This is a genomic window from Aeromonas sp. 602396, assembly GCF_049173735.1.
Taxonomy (GTDB): domain Bacteria; phylum Pseudomonadota; class Gammaproteobacteria; order Enterobacterales; family Aeromonadaceae; genus Aeromonas; species Aeromonas veronii_A.
On record NZ_JAAKSD010000009.1, the window covers coordinates 55,755 to 74,505 of the forward strand.

Annotated in this window: 16 protein-coding genes and 1 pseudogene; 6 read left to right on the forward strand and 11 right to left on the reverse strand. The window is 58.6% G+C overall.

Annotated elements, in window-relative coordinates:
* Positions 1–3: 3 nt before the first annotated feature.
* The gene (argS, locus tag G5229_RS12245) at positions 4–1,749 is read right to left on the reverse strand and encodes an arginine--tRNA ligase (RefSeq protein ID WP_421209205.1); all 1,746 of its coding nucleotides are present in this window, start codon (positions 1,747–1,749) and stop codon (positions 4–6) included.
* A 310-nt stretch (positions 1,750–2,059) separates the two neighbouring features.
* Between argS and G5229_RS12250 the strand changes: the two genes are divergently transcribed.
* The 3 genes from G5229_RS12250 to G5229_RS12260 all read left to right on the forward strand — a co-directional run bounded on the left by G5229_RS12250 (position 2,060) and on the right by G5229_RS12260 (position 4,037).
* Entirely contained in the window at positions 2,060–2,626 is a 567-nt protein-coding gene (locus G5229_RS12250) for an LON peptidase substrate-binding domain-containing protein (RefSeq protein WP_005356978.1), read from the forward strand.
* A 141-nt stretch (positions 2,627–2,767) separates the two neighbouring features.
* Positions 2,768–3,337 (forward strand): sigma-70 family RNA polymerase sigma factor, encoded by a 570-nt coding sequence (locus tag G5229_RS12255; protein WP_005355542.1) that lies wholly within the window; start codon positions 2,768–2,770, stop codon positions 3,335–3,337.
* Positions 3,330–4,037, forward strand: a complete 708-nt coding sequence (locus G5229_RS12260) for a ChrR family anti-sigma-E factor (RefSeq protein WP_216952633.1) — start codon at positions 3,330–3,332, stop codon at positions 4,035–4,037. Before G5229_RS12255 ends, G5229_RS12260 begins: the two co-directional genes overlap by 8 nt.
* 66 nt (positions 4,038–4,103) lie before the next feature.
* Here the strand turns inward: G5229_RS12260 and bacA are convergent, their stop codons facing one another.
* The 6 genes and pseudogenes from bacA to G5229_RS12290 form a co-directional block, all read right to left on the reverse strand.
* Positions 4,104–4,919 carry an undecaprenyl-diphosphate phosphatase gene (bacA, locus tag G5229_RS12265; RefSeq protein ID WP_216952634.1) on the reverse strand — a complete coding sequence of 272 codons (816 nt, stop codon included), beginning with the start codon at positions 4,917–4,919 and terminating at the stop codon, positions 4,104–4,106.
* A 115-nt stretch (positions 4,920–5,034) separates the two neighbouring features.
* Positions 5,035–5,166, reverse strand: a pseudogene (locus G5229_RS12270) (galactose-1-epimerase); the annotation flags it as partial.
* Between the two features lie 34 nt (positions 5,167–5,200).
* Positions 5,201–5,524, reverse strand: coding sequence for a SemiSWEET transporter (locus G5229_RS12275; RefSeq protein WP_216952635.1), 324 nt, complete (start codon positions 5,522–5,524; stop codon positions 5,201–5,203).
* Between the two features lie 261 nt (positions 5,525–5,785).
* Positions 5,786–6,436: an MFS transporter gene (locus G5229_RS12280; RefSeq protein WP_421209206.1), complete on the reverse strand. Its 651-nt coding sequence runs from the start codon at positions 6,434–6,436 to the stop codon at positions 5,786–5,788.
* Positions 6,411–7,133, reverse strand: a complete 723-nt coding sequence (locus G5229_RS12285) for an MFS transporter (protein WP_421209207.1) — start codon at positions 7,131–7,133, stop codon at positions 6,411–6,413. The genes G5229_RS12280 and G5229_RS12285 overlap by 26 nt, the downstream gene beginning before the upstream one ends.
* A gap of 65 nt (positions 7,134–7,198) precedes the next feature.
* Positions 7,199–8,293, reverse strand: coding sequence for a cellulase family glycosylhydrolase (locus G5229_RS12290; RefSeq protein WP_139408884.1), 1,095 nt, complete (start codon positions 8,291–8,293; stop codon positions 7,199–7,201).
* A 291-nt stretch (positions 8,294–8,584) separates the two neighbouring features.
* Between G5229_RS12290 and G5229_RS12295 the strand changes: the two genes are divergently transcribed.
* Positions 8,585–9,625 (forward strand): LacI family DNA-binding transcriptional regulator, encoded by a 1,041-nt coding sequence (locus G5229_RS12295; RefSeq protein WP_323913394.1) that lies wholly within the window; start codon positions 8,585–8,587, stop codon positions 9,623–9,625.
* Between the two features lie 297 nt (positions 9,626–9,922).
* Here the strand turns inward: G5229_RS12295 and G5229_RS12300 are convergent, their stop codons facing one another.
* From G5229_RS12300 to galE, 4 genes are read right to left on the reverse strand one after another with little or no spacing between them, the layout of a single operon-like run.
* On the reverse strand, positions 9,923–10,894 hold the full coding sequence (locus tag G5229_RS12300) for a galactose-1-epimerase (protein ID WP_323913392.1): 972 nt from the start codon (positions 10,892–10,894) through the stop codon (positions 9,923–9,925).
* Positions 10,891–12,042, reverse strand: coding sequence for a galactokinase (gene galK, locus G5229_RS12305; protein WP_323913391.1), 1,152 nt, complete (start codon positions 12,040–12,042; stop codon positions 10,891–10,893). Before galK ends, G5229_RS12300 begins: the two co-directional genes overlap by 4 nt.
* Positions 12,039–13,097, reverse strand: a complete 1,059-nt coding sequence (locus tag G5229_RS12310) for a UDP-glucose--hexose-1-phosphate uridylyltransferase (protein ID WP_323913406.1) — start codon at positions 13,095–13,097, stop codon at positions 12,039–12,041. Before G5229_RS12310 ends, galK begins: the two co-directional genes overlap by 4 nt.
* Positions 13,098–13,157: 60 nt before the next feature.
* Positions 13,158–14,171, reverse strand: coding sequence for a UDP-glucose 4-epimerase GalE (gene galE / locus G5229_RS12315; protein WP_323913389.1), 1,014 nt, complete (start codon positions 14,169–14,171; stop codon positions 13,158–13,160).
* Positions 14,172–14,373: 202 nt separating this feature from the next.
* Here galE and G5229_RS12320 point away from each other — a divergent pair, with 202 nt between their 5' ends.
* Both G5229_RS12320 and G5229_RS12325 read left to right on the forward strand, forming a co-directional pair.
* The gene (locus tag G5229_RS12320; protein WP_005356970.1) at positions 14,374–15,381 is read left to right on the forward strand and encodes a substrate-binding domain-containing protein; all 1,008 of its coding nucleotides are present in this window, start codon (positions 14,374–14,376) and stop codon (positions 15,379–15,381) included.
* A gap of 189 nt (positions 15,382–15,570) precedes the next feature.
* Positions 15,571–18,630 carry a beta-galactosidase gene (locus G5229_RS12325; protein ID WP_421209208.1) on the forward strand — a complete coding sequence of 1,020 codons (3,060 nt, stop codon included), beginning with the start codon at positions 15,571–15,573 and terminating at the stop codon, positions 18,628–18,630.
* The last annotated feature ends 121 nt before the right edge of the window (positions 18,631–18,751 follow it).

The following is an 18,751-nucleotide window of genomic DNA, read 5'->3' on the forward strand; positions in this document are numbered from 1 at the left end:
CTATTACATGCGCTCCAGGGTATGGATGCCCAGTACGCCGAGGCCCAGTTTCAGCACCTTGGCGGTGGCGGCGCAAAGCAGCAGACGGCTCTGACGGGTTGCCTCGTCCACGCCATCCTTGTTGATCGGGCAGGCTTCATAGAAGGTCATGAAGTTGCCGGACAACTCGTACAGGTAGGTACAGAGCAGGTGCGGCATGCCTTTGTCGGCCACGCCATTGACCGCGTCGGAGAACTGGATCAGCTTCTGGGCCAGCACCTCTTCGGCCTCTTCGTTCAGGGTCACATTGCCGGTCAGGGTAGCGGCATCGACGCCAGCCTTGCGGAAGATGGACTGGATACGGGTGTAGGCATACTGCAGGTAAGGGGCGGTGTTGCCTTCAAACGACAGCATCAGATCCCAGTCGAAGATGTAGTCGGTAGTGCGGTTCTTGGAGAGATCCGCATACTTGACCGCGCCCATGGCGATTGCGTTGACCACGTTGGCCTTCTCTTCGGCAGAGAGGTCGCTGTTGCGGCTCTCCAGCAGGGCAGCGGCGCGCTCTTCCGCTTCGTTGAGCAGGTCAACCAGCTTGACGGTGCCACCGGAACGAGTCTTGTAGGGACGACCATCCTTGCCCAGCATCATGCCGAAGGCGTGGTGCTCAAGCGGCACGGATTCCGGCACATAGCCCGCCTTGCGGGTGATGGTCCAGGCCTGCATCAGGTGCTGGTGCTGACGGGAGTCGATGAAGTACATGACACGGTCGGCGCCCAAGGTTTCATAACGGTATTTGGCACAGGCGATGTCGGTGGTGGTGTAGAGGAAACCGCCATCGCTCTTCTGGATGATGACGCCCATGGCCTCGCCATCCTTGTTCTTGAACTCGTCCAGGAAGACAACGGTGGCGCCTTCGCTTTCGACCGCCAGCCCCTTGGCTTTCAGGTCGGCCACGATCTCCGGCAGCATGTCGTTGTACATGGACTCGCCCATGATGTCCTTGTTGGTCAGGGAGACATTCAGGCGGTCATAGTTGATCTGGTTTTGTTCCATGGTCATGTCGACCAGCTTCTTCCACATGGTACGGCAGTACTCGTCGCCGCCCTGCAGCTTGACCACGTAGTTACGGGCGCGCTCGGCGAAGGCTTCGTCTTCGTCGTAGCAACGCTTGGCCTGGGTATAGAAGGCTTCCAGATCCTTGAGCGCCATGTCGCTGGCATGCTCGTTGGACATCTTCTCCAGATAGGCGATCAGCATGCCGAACTGGGTGCCCCAGTCACCGATGTGGTTGGCACGGATCACTTTGTGGCCGAGGAATTCCAGCGCACGCGCAGCCACGTCACCGAGTACGGTGGAGCGGATGTGGTGCACCGCCATCTCTTTGGCCACGTTGGGGGCGGAGTAGTCCACCACCACGGTTTGTGGCGTGGGCAACCGTACGTTGGCGTTGGCAGAGGTCACCATGGCCTCGACCTGACCGGCCAGCCAGCGCTGGTCGAAGAAGAAGTTGATGAAGCCGGGGCCGGCGATCTCGACCTTGGCGATCAGGTCGGAGGCAGGCAGGTGCTCGATGATGGCCGCCGCCAGCTCACGGGGATTCTTGCGGGCCGGCTTGGCCAGCAGCATGGCCAGGTTGGTGGCCAGGTCACCGTGAGCTTTTTCCTTGCATCGGTCTACTTGCACGCGGGCTTCCAGGTCCGCCGGCAGGACGCCTGCTGACTTGAGATTGGCTACCGTTTGTTCAAGTAGATGATGAATATGCTCTTTCATAACTGACCACCAAGGTTGCGCGTCGAAAAATGACTGATATATAAGGGCGTGAATTTTACCCGCATCGGCTCGAGAAAACTATAGGGATGACCCGCCGCTCGCTGTCGGGCGGATATTTCACTGCGTTTGGCGCCATATTCCAGAATATTGGACGGAAATTATGGTGCTTATCCATTTCTACTGCATATCGAAGCGCCTTGTCCAGGCTATTTTCCCCTGATTGTTAAGGGTTTTTCCTTTCCGCTGACGGGAATGATCTCCTCCCTCTGGCCCGGCGTATCAACAGAGGTTCCCAACCGAGGAGTTTGCGATGCGACTGGCGCTGTTTCCCCTATCTGCCCACCTGCTGCCCGGCGGCGTCATGCCGCTGCGGATCTTCGAACCGAGATACCAGCGGATGATCGCCGAGGCGGGGGAGTCCGGCTTTGCCCTCTGCATGGTGGACCCTCGCCAGCCCGACGCCCTGCGCAACATGCTGCCCATCGCCACCCGGGTCACCATCATCGATTTCGACCGGCTGCCGGACGGCATGCTGGGGATCACGGTGCAGGGGATGGAGCGGGTGCAGATAGAGGATCTGTGGCAGGAGCCCGATGGCCTGCGTATCGGCGAGGTGACGCCGCTGACGGCCTGGCCGCCCCGCCGGCTCCATCCCGATCAGCAGCCGCTGGTCGAGGCGCTGCGGGAGGTGTTTGCCGACTATCCCGACTACGCCGCCCTCTATCCCGCCCCCCGCTGGGATGATGGCAACTGGGTGGCCCAGCGCTGGCTGGAGGTGCTGCCGATCCCCCCCGAGCAGAAGCAGCTGCTGCTAGCCGCCGCCGACAATCAGCCCGCCATCGCCCTGCTCAAGGGGGTACTGGTGGCCAGCCACTGATTTTATCCTGACCCGCTGATCCGCCACTGCCGCAGCGCCGTACAAGTCATCACCACAGCATGTTCGACAGCACACCAAAGGGATGGCGCAATGGCATATACTGGCCAACCACACTCGACCATACGCAGGACCTCGCCCGTGATGGATAACCCGGATGGCGACCTCAAATCTCTGCTGATCAGGGTGGCAGAGCAGGCCGACAAGGCTGCTTTTGCCCGCCTGTTCCAACACTTTGCGCCGCGCATTCGCAGCTACGGCCTGCGCCACCTCGGCAGCGAAGCCAACGCTATGGAGCTGGTGCAGGAGACCATGCTGCTGGTATGGCAAAAGGCGCGTCTCTACCACCCCGAGAAGGGGGCGCCGACCACCTGGATCTACACCGTGATGCGCAACCAGTGCTTCGACATGCTGCGTCGTCGTCGTGCCAGCAAGGAGGATCTCTGTGCCGAGGAGCTGTGGCCCGTGCTGGAGTTTCAGGCCGAAGAGGAGCATCTGAGCGGCGGGGAAGATGCGGTGCTGACCCGTCAGATGGCCCACTATCTGGGCACCCTGCCGGAGCCGCAACAGCAGGTGGTGCGTGGCATCTATCTGCAGGAGTTCTCCCAGCAGGAGCTGGCGGAGCGCCTTGGCGTGCCGCTCGGTACCATCAAGTCCCGCCTCCGGCTGGCGTTACAGAAATTGAAAGAGCAAGTGGAGCAAGGCCATGATTAAAGCCCATCCGACCGACCCTATGCTGCGTGCCTTCGCCGCCGACGAGCTCCCTCTGCCGCTGGCGGTGGGGCTCTCCGCTCACTGTGAACTCTGCCCCGATTGTGCTGCCCGACTGAAGACATTCGAAGAGGAGCTGGCGCAGCAATATCTTGCTTCGCCAGCAGAGCCCGAGCTGGACTCCCGCGATGAAGCGGGACTGGACGCCGGATTCGACGCCATGCTGGCGGATATTCTGGCGCAGCCGCTGGCAGAGCCCCTCTCCGAGCCCCTGTCCGAGCCAACATATGACCAGCCCCGAGCCCAGCCCGGCGAGCTGGAGGTGGCCGGTCACGCCTATCGTTTGCCACGGGTGTTGGCCCGCTACCGTTCGCCCAAGTGGCGCCATATCGGGGCCATTCGTCAGCAGAGTTTGCCGCTGGACGAGATGGGGACGCGCGCCAGCCTGCTCCATATCGAAGCGGGCGGTCGCATCCCCGAGCACACCCATCAGGGCTATGAGCTGACCCTGCTGCTGGCGGGCAATATTCAGGATGGCGATACCCTTTACAAGGCGGGTGATTTCATCTGGCGCGATGCCAGCCATTCCCACAGTCCGCATACGCCGGACGGTTGCCTCTGCTACACGGTGCAGGATGCGCCGGTGCAGTTCACCAAGGGGCTGTCACGGCTGCTCAATGGCATCAGTCAGCACCTCTACTAAACGGTGTGAGCCAATAGAAAAAGGGACCAGTTTGGTCCCTTTTGTCATTTCATTGCTGGTGGCCGGTCAGGCGACAAACACCAGATAGACGGCGAATGCCACGACAAAGCGGTAGATGGCGAACGGGATAAAGTCGATGCGGCGGATCAATGTCAGGAAGGTCTTGATCGCAAACATCGCTACCACGAAGGCGGTGATAAAGCCCACGGCAAACATCGGGAAGTCGGCCATCGAGAGAAAATCGCGGCTCTTGTAGAGATCAAGCCCGCTGGCCGCCACCATCATGGGCACCGCCATGATGAAGGAGAACTCGGCGGCGGCGTGACGGCTGATCCCCATCAGCATGCCACCACTGATGGTGGCGCCGGAGCGGGAGAAGCCGGGCCACAGGGCCAGACACTGGAACAGACCGATGCCGAACGCCTGCTTGTAGCTGATGTCATCCAGGGTTTCAGCAGTGACGGCCGGGCGGAACTTCTCGGCGATGATGAGCAGGATGCCCCCCGCGACCAGCGCGTACATCACGGTCTGTGGACCAAACAGGTTGGCCTTGATCCAGCTGTGGATGGCCAGACCGACCACGATGGCGGGCAGCATGCCGAGGATGACGTGGATCAGCGACAGGGTGGCGTGATCCCGGGACGGCTTCTGGCCGAAGTGGATGCCAATCAGGCCAAACAGGCGTCGCCAGAAGACGGCGACCACGGCGAGAATGGAGCCAAGCTGGATCACCACTTCGAAAGTGGCAGCCTTGAGCCCTTCAAAGCCCAGCAGATGGCCGACGATAATCATGTGGCCGGTGGAGGAGACGGGGAGGAACTCGGTCAGCCCCTCGACGACGCCCAGAATAAAGGCGACCAGCAGGCTATAAATGTCAGTCATCGAACAAACAATCCTTAACTTCGTTGATGTAAAAACGCCCCGGGAGGGTCTCGGGGCGGCTTATCTTGCTCGATAGTGACTGCTGAGGCTATGTAAAAATCATGAAACCTTTAAGTCAGTCGCGGATAAAACGGTAGCGGGTCTGGTGGTGATAACGCCCGCCCGGCAGCAGCCAGGGGTTGCCCAGCTCGGGCCGATTGGGGCTGTCCGGCAGCTGTTGTGTCTCAAGACAGAAGCCGTCGTGATCCCCGAGTGCCAGCCCCAGGTTGTATGAATGCTCATCAGTTCCTTTCGTTACGCAGCTTGAGCATCAGGACGGCGCAGGCCAGAGCGAGAGTGATGCTGTTTGCTATGGTGATGGGCATGTCGTTAGTGCGCAGGCCGTAGATCAACCATAGAAGTACGCCACAGCTGAAGACCAGATACATATTGGTTGAGATGGCCCTGGTTTCTTCGGTCTTTATTATGTGTATAACTTGCAAGGCAAAAGATCCTGTGGTCAGAAAGGCTGCACAGAGACCGAGGTTGGCGGTGTCGAGCCAGAAAACCAGAACGCAGAGAGCGATTGGCACAATAACGATATTGTGCCAGAAATAAACCGACAAATTTGAACTCCTCAAAGACCAATGGAGGCAATAGATATTTATTATCGTGTAATATACTTCAGCAAAAGTTTACCCAGTGGCTTTCGATGATTCATGTAACTTATGTTGATTGCTTTTCCTATGCGCAATGCAACGAAAAAATAATTTATCAATCATTGTAGTTTTCATGTTCTTGAATGGAATTTGCCAGTCAAGTTGAATGGATAGAGGCGCTCAATTCGACTGGCGTATATTTTATGGTAAAGCATTCATTTTTTTATGTTAAAGAGACGAAATGGATCGCCATTTATTTAGAGCATGACGTACTTTGGCGTGCTTATCTTCGGTGAAATTGTAGCGGGTCATGATCATCACCCGTAATATGCTACCCAATATCGGCACAAGTGATATACAGATAAATAGTCCGTCCATCGTAGCCTGAGTCTGTGCCGCATTCGGTTGATAGCCAAGCCAGATCAGCAGGGTACCGGAAATACCACCTGCGATGGCCCAAGCCAGTTTGCCGGTAAAGGTCTGCCCCGAGAACGCGATGGCAGCGCAACGGCGGCCAGACTTTAGTTCTGCATATTCGATGGTCTCACTCAACATGGCCGAGATAAGCGGATTGGTGATGACGTTGGCCGCATGGATCAAGGCGAGGAAGCCGAACACCATTATCAGACTGTCGTAGCCTGTCGTATAGAAACCGATGCGTAATGCAATCTCCAGCAGAGTGAGTAGCAGGAAGAGATCACGTTTCCTGAGCTTGCTGGTCAATATCGGCATCAGCATACAGGCCATAGAGGTTGCCACACCGATAGAGCCCATCACCGAGAGCAGCCCGGCATCACCCATGTTGTAGGTGAAGAAGAAAATGTAGAGCCCGGTGGCCAGATTAAAGAACACGTTACAGAAAGAAGGCGCCAAGTACATACGCCAACGGTTTGTTGGAACGCAGGACGCGGAAAGAGTCCCTAATGGTGATCTTGTCATTCGGATTGGGCTTGATGCGCTCTTTCATCTGGCTTGCTCCGAGCACCATCAGTGGCAGGGCGATCAGCATCAGGCAGATGGCACCTTCCATGTAGCCCTTGGTGCTGCTGGTTGCAGCAAACAGTTCGGTGAGCTTCGGGAATATGATGGAAGCACTGCCAATGCCGATATTGACGCCCAACATGGCGACGGTTACGGCCTTGGCTCGCTCCTGTGGCTCTTGGCTCATGACCGATGACATGGTCCAGAAAGGTACATCAGACAAGGTGTATATCATCCCCCACGCGATATAGGTGACTGCTGCATAAGCTACCTTGGTGGTCATGGGTAAATCCATGCCAATGAAGCTGAGAGAGGTGATCCCGGCAATCAAGAAGGGAACGAAAAGCATATATGGCGTGAATTTGCCACGTTTGAAATTAAGAGTGTCCATATAACCAGCGATAATAGGATCGTTGATGGCATCCCATACTCTGGCAATGAGGAAAATAGCCCCAGCTGCAGCGGGCGATATTCCAAGGATATCGGTGTAAAAATAGAGGATAAATGATCCCACCAGGCCGAAACTGAGGCATTGCCCGACGGCATAGCTGAAATATCCCACCAGCTCTCTATTGTGTATCTTTTGATCTGTCATCTGCCAACCTTTCCCAACATGAATGTGTTGTGAGGGGCGCCACTAGGGTGGCGTCCTCTTTTGCGTTATGAACGGGTCAATGTGCGGAGCAGTTCTATTTCACTGGCAGAGTAGGGGGTACCATCCTCCTCCAGCAGGTCGTGAAACCAGACCCTGCGGAAATCGGGGTCGATATTGCGAACGAAAGGCCATGGCAAGTGAGTTTGCGTCTTCCCTTTTACCAGACCCCATTGATAGGCACCTATTTTTAACTCTTTGAAGAGTGGCAGTTGTTGTTCCATCACGCTGCCGACATGCCTGGCCAGCCACTCTGTGCAGAGGAGCGGGCGGCGATATTTGCTGACCACATCCAGAGAGATTTTCAGCCCCTCCATACGCTGATAGGAGTGGAAAGTGATGACATCCGATAGCTCCATAGCGCGCAGGTCGGTCGGATGAGTAAAGGTGTTTTCCGGAGTAAATTCCGAATCCCCCTGACCGATGCTGTAGGGTGCATGCCACGCGCCGACGGTGAGTGGCTGGGAGGGGTTCTCTTCTCGGGCCCAGACAAAAGCCAACTCCATCAGATAGTGGGCATATGTCTCCAGCGACTCATCGAAACGCACCTCGACATCGCCTTCCGAAAAGATGCCCCGGTTGGTCGGCTCATTGTACAGATCCCAGATAAAGATCCGCTCATCCTGTGCAAATGTACGTATCAGGTCGCGAATATAGTGTTCCACTTCGCGCCATTGGGTCGGGTCAATGACGACATTCCGACCGGGACTGGCCGCCGCCTGGCTATTGTGTACATCTTCCCGAGGTGGTTGCTGGCGGCCCAGATAGGGGTGATCGCCGGAGAAGCCACAGTCATCCATCAAGGTCATCATCACGCGGATATTGTGCTTGCTACACAGGCCAAGGAACTGCTCAATGCGCGCGAGCAGGCCATCCCGATCATGCTGCCAGACGATAAAGGGCAGATTGGTTCGCAGGGTGTTGTAGCCCAGTTTGTTGGCCCAACCCAGTTCCTGGTCAATGGTGACTGGGTCGAAGGTTTCTCCCTGCCACATTTCGGTCCAGTTGACCGCTGTGCGGGGGAGATAGTTGAAGCCCAATAGCCAAGGTTGTTTGTTCCACCATTGCCAAGCTCGTTCTGTTGACCACTGTTGTATCGCCATCGGATATCCTTGCAACTAATTATTTAAGCTTACAGCAATTAATATTAGCTAATATCTTTAGTTGCAAATCATGAAGGATAGAATTCAGGGATTAGTCACAAAATGAACAAATTTAGGGGGTTAACAGGCATAGCTGGCGAGCCATCTGTACTCGGGACGATAACCGAAAACCCTCTATCGTCCTTGTGGGCTGTTGTGCTGCTTGCTCATGTCCGTAATCATGAGTCATGATAAAAGATAAATAATTAATATTATTATCTGGGCGGTACTGCTCAAACTATGGCCATATCAATGAATAGTAAACGCATCACCATGAGCGCCATCGCTGCAGCTGCAGGTGTCTCCCAATCAACGGTTTCACTGGTGCTCAATGGTTCAACCACCATCAAACTGGCGGAGGAAACGCGGCGTAGAGTGCTTGAAAAAGCGGCCGAACTGGGTTACCAGCATAAGCGAGCTGAACATCTACCCAAGGGACCATCTGCTAGAAAAATAGCTTTTGTTTTCAATGGTCTGACTCCATATGACCCTTTTCTGGATGCGATCAATGCCTGCAATGAACGCGCTTGGGAGGCAGATCGCATGCTGGTTACATTCGATTCTCGCAACAGCGCGGAGCTCACCAAGTTGATCGAGCAGGAGATCAATCAGGGGGATTATCTGGGGATGATTTTTGCCTCTTCCATGACACGACAACTTGCCGAGATGGAGCTCTCCCCGCAGGTGCCTACCGTTTTGCTCAACTGCTACCTGGAGGGCAGTGGCTCGTCCGAGAGTTATTCCATCCTGCCTGCTGATAAGCTGGCGGGTTACAAGGTGACGGCGCACCTGTTGGAGCAAGGCTGCAAACGAGTGGCTCTTATTCAGGGGGAGCCATGGATGGAGGCAAATAGTCTGCGGCTGGAGGGGTATCGTCAGGCGTTGATCAATCACGATTTGATACCGGATCCACAATGGGTGCGTGTGGGCAACTGGTCGCTACATGAGGCTTATGAACAGACTCGGCAACTGCTGGCGCTGCCTCAGCCGCCTGATGGTATCTTTTGTTGCAGTGATTACATGGCTCAGGGTTGTTACCAGGCGATAGCCGAGGCGGGATTGCGCATCCCGGAAGACATTCTGGTGGCGGGCCATGATAACCAGATGCTGGCCTGCGAAATGGAGCCCCCTTTGAGTTCTATCGAACTACCTTACGACGAGATGGGTAAACTGGCGGTGGACACCTTGTTGCAACTGGCCCAAGGAGAGAAGCCCATCGCTTTACTGATGAAGCTGGAAGGGGAGTTGCTGATCCGTGCCTCGACCAGGGGTCAGCCAGTTAACAAAATTTGATCCTCTCTCGAAAACCTGTTGCGTAGTGGTTCCTTATGCCACAGGGCGTGCCCATATGTTCCCGTCATGCCTGCCAAGTTGTGTGGTTGGCGGTAAGAATGTAAATGGGTACTCAATGACTTTACCCGACACGAGCAGGTCAACGTCACTCTGAAAGCCATACACCCATCAGCACTGCACGCGGTGGCTGATATCGTAATGATGCCAAGCCGTAGCATGCTTCTTTCTTGGTTGTGTTGAATAAGCCGGGCGGGAGAGATGCGACAAAGGGGCGCCTTGACGCGCCCCTTCAGTGGGTCAAGCCATAACCGGAATGAGCCGATAACGGGTTATGTGCTGATAGCGTTCTCCTGGCTCCAACCATGGGTTACCTAATTCTGGACGGTTCGGACTATCTGGCACTTGCTGTGCTTCCAGGCAGAGCCCCTGATAGTTGCCCCAATGTCCCCCCCCGCGTTTTGGGGTGCCAGCCAACCAGTTGCCGGTGTAGAGCTGGACGCCTGGCTGATTGGTGTACATCTCCATACACAGGCTGCCATCCCCTGCCATCAGGGTGGCTTGTGGTGAGGGCGAGGCATCAACAAACAAGAAACAGTGGTCGAATCCCAGACATTTTTTTTGCTGCGCATGGGCCATCCACTGTTCTCCGACCCGCTTGCCATGGCGTAGATCGAATACTCCTTCGACCGGCGCAATGCCAAGCGGCAGCGAGTGTTCATCGGTTGGCAGATAGCGGTCTGCATTAATGATGATGTGGTGATCACGCACATCACCACCATCCAGGTTGAAATAGGCATGGCTGGTGAGATTGACCGGGGTCGGAGCATCTGTGGTGGCGCTCAGCTCAATCACCAGATCGGTCTGTTCCAGCCGGTATTCTACGGTGACGTCCAGATTACCAGGGAAACCCTGTTCGCCATCGGCCAGCCGAGTTTGCAGACGGATGCGATCTTCCGCCAGCCCGTCCAGTTGCCACTCCCGGTTGTGCAGAGAGTCACAGCCCCCGTGCAGGCAGGTGGTGCCCTCGTTGGCGTCTAGTTGCCACTCTTGCCCTGCTCGCTCTAGGCGGCCGTTGCCGATACGATTGGCAAAACGTCCTACTATCGCCCCCAAATAAGAGCGTTGATTGGGGTAATCCAGCGGATCACAAGCCAGCAGCACATTGCGATAGATGCCATTGACCGGGATCTCGAGGGCGGTGAGCGTTGCCCCGAAATCGAGTACGCTCAACCGCAGGCCGGCTGCATTTTGCAGATGGAACTCTTTCATGCGATGCCCCCTGCACCGGCGCTGGCAGAGCAGACGTAGCAGTCGGCCTTGAGGCCCGAGATGGCCGGATACTCCGCCTCGACGGCGGCAATCACCTCGGCCACTTTCTCCGGGCGCAGCAGGGCGACTACACAGCCACCGAAGCCGCCGCCGGTCATCCGCACGCCGCCATCTGTGCCGATTTTAGCCTTGATGATCTCCACCAGACCATCGATGGCGGGTACTGTGATCTCGAAGTCGTCGCGCATGGCGGCGTGTGATTCGGCCATCAGCTCGCCGAGTCGGGTCAGATCGTGGCTCGCCAGTGCATCGGCCGCCGCTAGAGTGCGGGCATTTTCCCCAACGATGTGGCGAGCACGACGATAGCAGGCCTCATCCAGCCCGGCCTTGCCCGCTTCCAGTCCGGTCAGATCGAGATCGCGCAGCGCCTTGACTCCGTAGTGACGGGCTGCGGCCTCGCACTGCTGACGGCGGGTGTTGTATTCGCTGTCCACCAGACCGCGGCGCACATTGGAGTTGACGATCAGCACCGCCAGATCCGCCGGCATGGGGATGAGGCGGGTCTCCAGCGAGCGACAGTCGAGCAGCAGGGCATGATCCGTTTTGCCGCTGGCGGAGATCATCTGATCCATGATGCCGCAGTTGCAGCCGACGAACTTGTTCTCCGCCTGCTGGCCATTGAGGGCGATCTCGGCCTGAGTGATGTCGAGCCCCAGCGCCTCTTTGAAGGCCTGACCAATGGCCACTTCCAGCGAGGCGGAGGAGGAGAGCCCCGCCCCCTGCGGCACATTGCCGGAGACTACAAGATCGAGGCCGCGCAGGGCATAGCCACGCTCCTGCAGATACTTCACCACGCCGCGGATGTAGTCGCTCCAGCGCTGGCTGGGGTGGTGTTCAATGGGCTGGTCGAGGTCGAACTGGTCGCGCTGGTTGTCGTAGTCGGCGGCGATCACCTGCACTTGCCGGTCATCGCGCAGGCCGATGGCGACGCAGGTCTCGTAGTCGATGGCGCAGGGCAGCACGAAGCCGTCGTTGTAGTCGGTATGTTCACCGATGAGGTTGACGCGGCCAGGGGCGCGCACCAGCAGATCGGGCGCTTTGGCAAATTGCTCGGCAAAAACGGTGCTGACGCGTTGGCTGGGGGTCATAGGGCCTCCTCATTGGTGTGGCTGGTCTGGTTGTAGTGAACGGGGCTCAGAGCGCGCAGCCGCTCGGCGGCCTGCTCGGGGGTAAGGTCGCGCTGGGTTTCGGCCAGCATCTCGAAGCCGACCATGAATTTGCGCACGGTAGCGGAGCGCAGTAGTGGCGGATAGAAGTGGGCGTGCAGTTGCCACGCCTCGGGGCAATCCGATTTGGGCGGTGCAAAGTGCCAGCCCATGGAGTAGGGGAAGCTGCACTCGAACAGGTTGTCGTAACGGCTGGTGAGCTCCTTGAGCGCTACCGCCAGATCCTGTTGCTGGGCCTGGGTCAGGTTGAGCATGGAGGGGACGTGCGCCTTGGGCAGTAGCAGGGTTTCGAACGGCCAGGCGGCCCAGAAAGGAACCACGGCAAGCCAGTGCTCGGTCTCCACCACGATGCGCGAGCGATCCGCCAACTCCCGCTCCACATACTCCAGCAGCATGGGGCGGCCATGCTCGGCCAGCCAGTCACGCTGGTGCTGCTCTTCGCGGGCGATCTCGTTGGGCAGGAAGTCGCTGCCCCAGATCTGGCCGTGGGGGTGAGGGTTGGAGCAGCCCATGACGGCCCCTTTGTTTTCAAAGACCTGCACCCACCCCCACTGGGCCGACAGCTCGGCGACCTGATCCATCCAGGTGGTGATCACCCCCTCGATGGCGAGCAGCGGCAGCTCGGGCAGGGTCTTGCCGTGATCCGGCGAGAAGCAGATGACCCTGCTGGTGCCGCGGGCGGCTTCCAGTTTCAGCAGGGGATCGCTGGCGCTATCGGCGGCCGGAGTATCCTGCATCAGGGCGGCGAAGTCGTTGGTAAAGACGAAGGTGCCCTTGTAGTCGGGGTTGATGTCACCAGTGACCCGGGTGTTGCCCGCGCAGAGGAAGCAGTCGGGATCATGGGCCTGTTTGGGGGCCTGACTCACCTTCTCCACCTGTCCCTGCCAGGGGCGTTTGGCCCGGTGGGGGGAGACCAGCACATACTGGCCGGTCAGCGGGTTGAAGCGGCGATGGGGATGATCGACGGGGTTGAACATCATCTCTCCTGAATAAGGTATTGAAAAATAAAGTCGTTTATTACCGGGGAGCAGGCAGGCCTACTCCTCGTAACCGTTCGGATTGGCGGATTGCCAGCGCCAGCTGTCGGCGCACATAGCGTCTATGTCCCGGGTCGCCTGCCAGCCCAGCTCACGCTGCGCCTTGGCCGGATCGGCCCAGCAGGCGGCGATGTCGCCCGGGCGGCGCGGTTCGATGCGAAATGGCAGCGGCTTGCCGCAGGCATTGGAGAAGGCGGCGACCAGCTGCAATACGCTCTGGCCCTGGCCTGTGCCCAGGTTGTAGGTGTGCACGCCACCCTTGCCTACGCAGTGTTGCAGCGCCTTGACGTGTCCTTCGGCAAGATCCATTACATGGATGTAGTCGCGCACGCCGGTGCCATCAACAGTTGGGTAATCGTTTCCAAAGACCGACAGGCAGTCGCGACGGCCGATGGCGACCTGAGTGATATAGGGCATCAAATTGTTGGGAATGCCTTGGGGATCTTCCCCCATGGTGCCCGACTCGTGGGCGCCGACCGGATTGAAGTAGCGCAGCAGGGTCATGCTCCAGTGGGGCTCCGCCAGCTGCAGATCTTCGACGATCTCCTCGATGATCAGCTTGGATCGTCCGTAGGGGTTGGTGGCGCTGCGGGGGAAATCTTCGCGGATTGGCAGGCTGGCCGGATCACCGTAGACGGTGGCCGAGGAGCTGAACACCAGATTGTGCACGCCAGCCCGCTTCATCGCCTGCAGCAGGGTGAGGGTGCCGTCGAGGTTGTTCTCGTAGTAATCCAGTGGAATGCGGGTCGATTCACCGACCGCCTTGAGGGCGGCAAAGTGGATCACCGCATCGATCTGCTGTTCGGCGAAGATCCGGTCCAGCAAGGCTGCATCGCGAATATCCCCTTGATAGAACAGGGGTTGCTGGCCGCTGATAGCCGCGACTCGGGCTAGCACGCTGCGTTTGCTGTTGCCGAGGTTGTCGACCACCACGGGATTCATGCCTGCCGCTTGCAAGGCCAGACAGGTGTGGCTGCCGATATATCCGCAACCGCCGGTGACCAGAACGTTCATCTTGCTCTCCACTGAAAAAGTGTCTGGAAGCAGTCTAGCCGAGGGTGTGGCGACCAAACTGTGAGCTTGCTTGCAAAACAATGTAAACGATTACACTGTTTTTGTGATCATCCTGATGGCAGATATGCGTTTCACCCCTGTTTTCAAAGGGTTTGCTGGGTATAATGGCGCTCTATTGCACAGTGAAAGAAGTGAAAACAGCATGAGCACCATCAAGGATGTCGCCCGTTTGGCCAATGTGTCAGTGGCAACGGTTTCACGGGTGATGAACAACTCCCCCAAGGCCAGCGCCGCGTCTCGCGAAGTGGTGCAGAAGGCCATGGCTGAACTGGGCTACACCCCCAACGCCAACGCGCGGGCACTGGTTAGCCAGACTTGCGACACCATGGGGGTGGTGGTCGGTGATGTAGCCGATCCCTTCTTCGGCGCACTGGTGAAGGGGGTCTCCGGCGTGGCCGTCGAGCAGAACCTTCACCTGCTGATGGGTAACGGTTTTCACAAGGCGCGTCAGGAGCGTGAAGCGATCGAGCTGCTGATCGGCAAGCGTTGCGAGGCGCTGGTGGTGCACAGCAAGGCGCTGAGCGACGAGGAACTTTACGATTACGCCATGCGAGTGCCCGGTATGGTGCTGATCAACCGCGATATTCCGGCCCTCAAGGGGCGCTGCATCGCCCTCAACAATCGGCTGGGGGCGGCTACGGCGACTCGCCACCTGATCGAGCTGGGCCACCGCCATATTGCCTTTATCAGCTCGGATCACGCCATCGAGGATGCCACCTTGCGTCTGCAGGGGTATCAGGATGGGCTGATGGAAGCCGGTCTGGCAGCCGATCCCGAGCTTATCGAGAGCGGCACGCCGAACGAGGAGGGGGGCGAGCGCGCCATGCTCAACCTGCTGGCCAAGGGGCTCAAGGTGACCGCCGTGGTGGCCTATAACGATGCCATGGCGGCGGGCGCCATCTCAGTGCTGGCCGACAACGGCCTGCGAGTGCCGGAGGAGGTTTCGGTAGTGGGCTTCGATGACATCATCTATGCCAGATATTTGCGCCCCAAGCTCTCCACCATGCGCTATCCCATTGAGCTGATGGCGGCCCAGGCGGCCAAGCTGGCCATTCAGCTGGCGGCGGGGGAGAGTGACGCGACCCAGAGCCGGATCTATACCCCCACCCTGATCAATCGCCACTCGGTGGCACCGGTTCGGGCCGGATAGCCCCCTTTTGCGGCCCTGTTCGGGGCCGTTTCTTGCACAGTTATTGTTTTACCTGTTTTTAATCATTTTTACTCCGCTTTACTTAACAAAATTAGTGTAATCGTTTACATCTGTGTGAGCGAGATCGCCGTTCCCTGCGTCATACTTCTCTAGACTGAATTCGTTTTTCAATCAGCAGGGAGAGAGTGAATGCTCAGGGAGATAGTGGCGCGTCAGGATTGGCAGACTCAGGCCATTACGTCGGTAAACCGTCTGGCTGCCCATACCCCCATGTTCAGCTGGCGCAGCGAAGCGGATGCCAGGGGTGATCTGGCCTCTTCCTCCCGTCTCTTGCTCGATGGCGAGTGGCGCTTCTCCTTCTTTGCCGCTCCCGAATTGGTGCCCGAGAGCTGGCTGGCGCAGGATCTGGTGGATGTTTGCCCCATTACAGTGCCGGGCAACTGGCAGCTGGATGCCGCCTATCCGGCCGCGCGGCCGCCCACCGATGGCCCCATCTATACCAATATCAAGTACCCCTTTCCTTGCGATCCGCCCCGAGTGCCAGCAGAGAACCCCACCGGTTGCTACTCACGCGAGTTCGAACTTCCTACCGACTGGCTGGCCAGTGGCCAGAGCCGGATCATCTTCGACGGGGTGAGCAGCGCCTTCCACCTCTTCTGCAACGGCCGCTGGGTCGGTTACTCCCAGGACAGCCGCCTGCCTGCCGAATTCGATCTGACCCCCTACCTGCACGCCGGTTGCAACCGGTTGGCGGTGCTGGTGCTGCGCTGGTCCGATGGCTCCTATCTGGAAGATCAGGATATGTGGTGGCTGTCGGGGATTTTCCGTTCCGTCAGCCTGTTGCACAAACCGGCCCGCCATCTGATGGATATCCGGGTCACCCCTGAGCTGGATGCCTGCTATCGGGATGGTCGTCTCAAGATTGCACTGCAGGTGGCCAATGGGGCCGGTCTGTCGGTGGAGGCCAATCTTTATGACGGCAGCGAGCGGGTCGCGGCCCTGCACCAGCCGATCGGCACCCAAACCATTGATGAAAAAGGGGCGTATGACGATCGCGCCGAGTGCTGGCTCGACGTGGTTGCGCCGCGCAAGTGGAGCGCCGAGACGCCCCATCTCTATCGCCTGACCCTGACCCTGCTGGACGAACAGGGCCAGGTTATCGAGAGCGAGGCATGTGATGTGGGCTTTCGGGTGGTGGAGATCCGTGGCGGCCTGCTGCGGGTCAACGGTCAGCCGCTGCTTGTGCGCGGTGCCAACCGTCACGAGCATCACCCCGCCAAAGGCTATGCCATCGATCGCGCCACCATGGAGCGGGATCTGCTGCTGATGAAGTGCCACAACTTCAATGCGGTGCGCTGCTCCCACTATCCCAACCACCCCGACTTCTATCGCCTCTGCGATCGGCTCGGTCTCTATGTGGTGGACGAGGCGAATCTGGAGACCCACGGCATGACTCCGATGGGGCGGCTGGCGCGGGATCCCGCCTGGAGCAATGCCTTTCTGGAGCGGGCGACCCGCATGGTGGCGCGGGATTTCAACCACCCCTCCATCATCATCTGGTCGCTGGGCAACGAGTCGGGTTACGGCCCGGCCCACGATGCCATGTATGGCTGGATCAAGCGCAGCGATCCGAGCCGTCCGGTGCAGTACGAGGGGGGCGGGGCCGATACCCCGGCCACCGACATCATCTGCCCCATGTATGCCAGAACCCATCAGGATCAGCCCTTCCCGGCGGTGCCCAAGTGGGCGCTGGCCAAGTGGATCGGCCTGCCCGGCGAGCACCGGCCGCTGATCCTCTGCGAATATGCCCACGCCATGGGCAACAGTCTCGGGGGCTACGCCCACTACTGGCAGGCGTTTCGCGATCATCCACGTCTGCAAGGCGGGTTTGTCTGGGATTGGGTCGATCAGGGGCTCGACAAATACACCATCGATGGTCGCCACTACTGGGGCTATGGCGGCGACTTTGGTGATGTGCAAAACGATCGCCAGTTCTGCTGCAACGGCCTGCTGTTCCCGGATCGCACCCCCCATCCCGCCCTGTGCGAGGCTAAGCGCGCCCAACAGCCGTTCCGTTTTGCCCTGCTCGAGCACACCCCGCTGCGGGTGCGGATCGAGAGCGAATACCTGTTTCGGGAAACCGATAACGAGCGGCTTTGCTGGCAGTTGTGTGAGAACGGCCATGTGCAGCAGCAGGGGGAGGTTTCCCTTGAGCTGGCGCCACAGGGGGTGATCGAGTTGACTCTGAGCGAGGCGTTGCCCCCCTTTGCGGCAGGCTCACTGGCCTGGCTCGATCTTGCCATCGTTCAGCCGCAGGCTACCCCCTGGTCGCAGGCGGATCACAAGGTCGCCCGTCAGCAGTTCACCCTGCCGACCCCCCTTGCCCTGCCAGCGCCGGTCGCTGCCGCCACCCTGAGCGAGCAGCCGGATGGCTGGCGGATCACCGCCGCAAACAGCCAGTGGTGGCTCGACAAGCAGAGTGGCCGCATCACCAGTTGGCAAAAATCGGGGCAGGAGCAGTTGCTGGCGCCGATCATGGATCACTTCTACCGCGCGCCGCTCGACAACGACATCGGCACCAGCGAAGCGGATCACGTTGACCCCAACTCCTGGATTGCCCGCTGGCAGGGCTGTGGTCTGGGTCAGTGGCAACATCGCTGTTTGGGGATTGCGGTCGCTGGAGGGGATATCCGGGTCAGCCATGGCTACTTCCACCGCGATGAGCTGCTGCTGGTGAGTCACTGGCATCACCGCTTTACCGACGATGGCGCCATGAGCCTGGAGATAGAGACCGAGCTGGCGCAGGTGCTGCCGTCGCTGCCGCGGATCGGTCTGCTGCTCCATCTGGCCGAGGTGCCAGCGCGAGCAGAATGGCTGGGGCGTGGCCCTCACGAGAACTATCCGGATCGCCTGCTGGGCGCTGATCTTGGTCGCTGGAGTTTGCCGCTGGAGGCGATGCATACCCCTTACATCTTCCCGAGCGACAACGGCTTGCGCTGCGATACCCGCCAGTTGCAATTGGGCAGCACGACGGTGAGCGGCAGCTTCCATTTCAGTGCCAGCCGCTTCAGTCAGCAACAGCTGGCCGCCGCCCGTCACCAGAGCGATCTGGTGGCCGAAGCAGGGCTGTGGGTCTGCCTCGATGGCGCCCATATGGGGGTGGGCGGGGATGACTCCTGGAGTCAGAGCGTGCGTCCCGAGTATCAACTGCTCGAGCGTCGTTACCGTTGGGGCTGCACTCTCTGTTAAGCCAGCTATTGAGGGGACTGCCTGGCCAGTGCGCCATTTTGACAACAGACCAGTAACGACTAGCCTCAATGCTGTGGGAAAGATTGAGTCTCAAATCTGATTTAAATTTATATGTATTTGA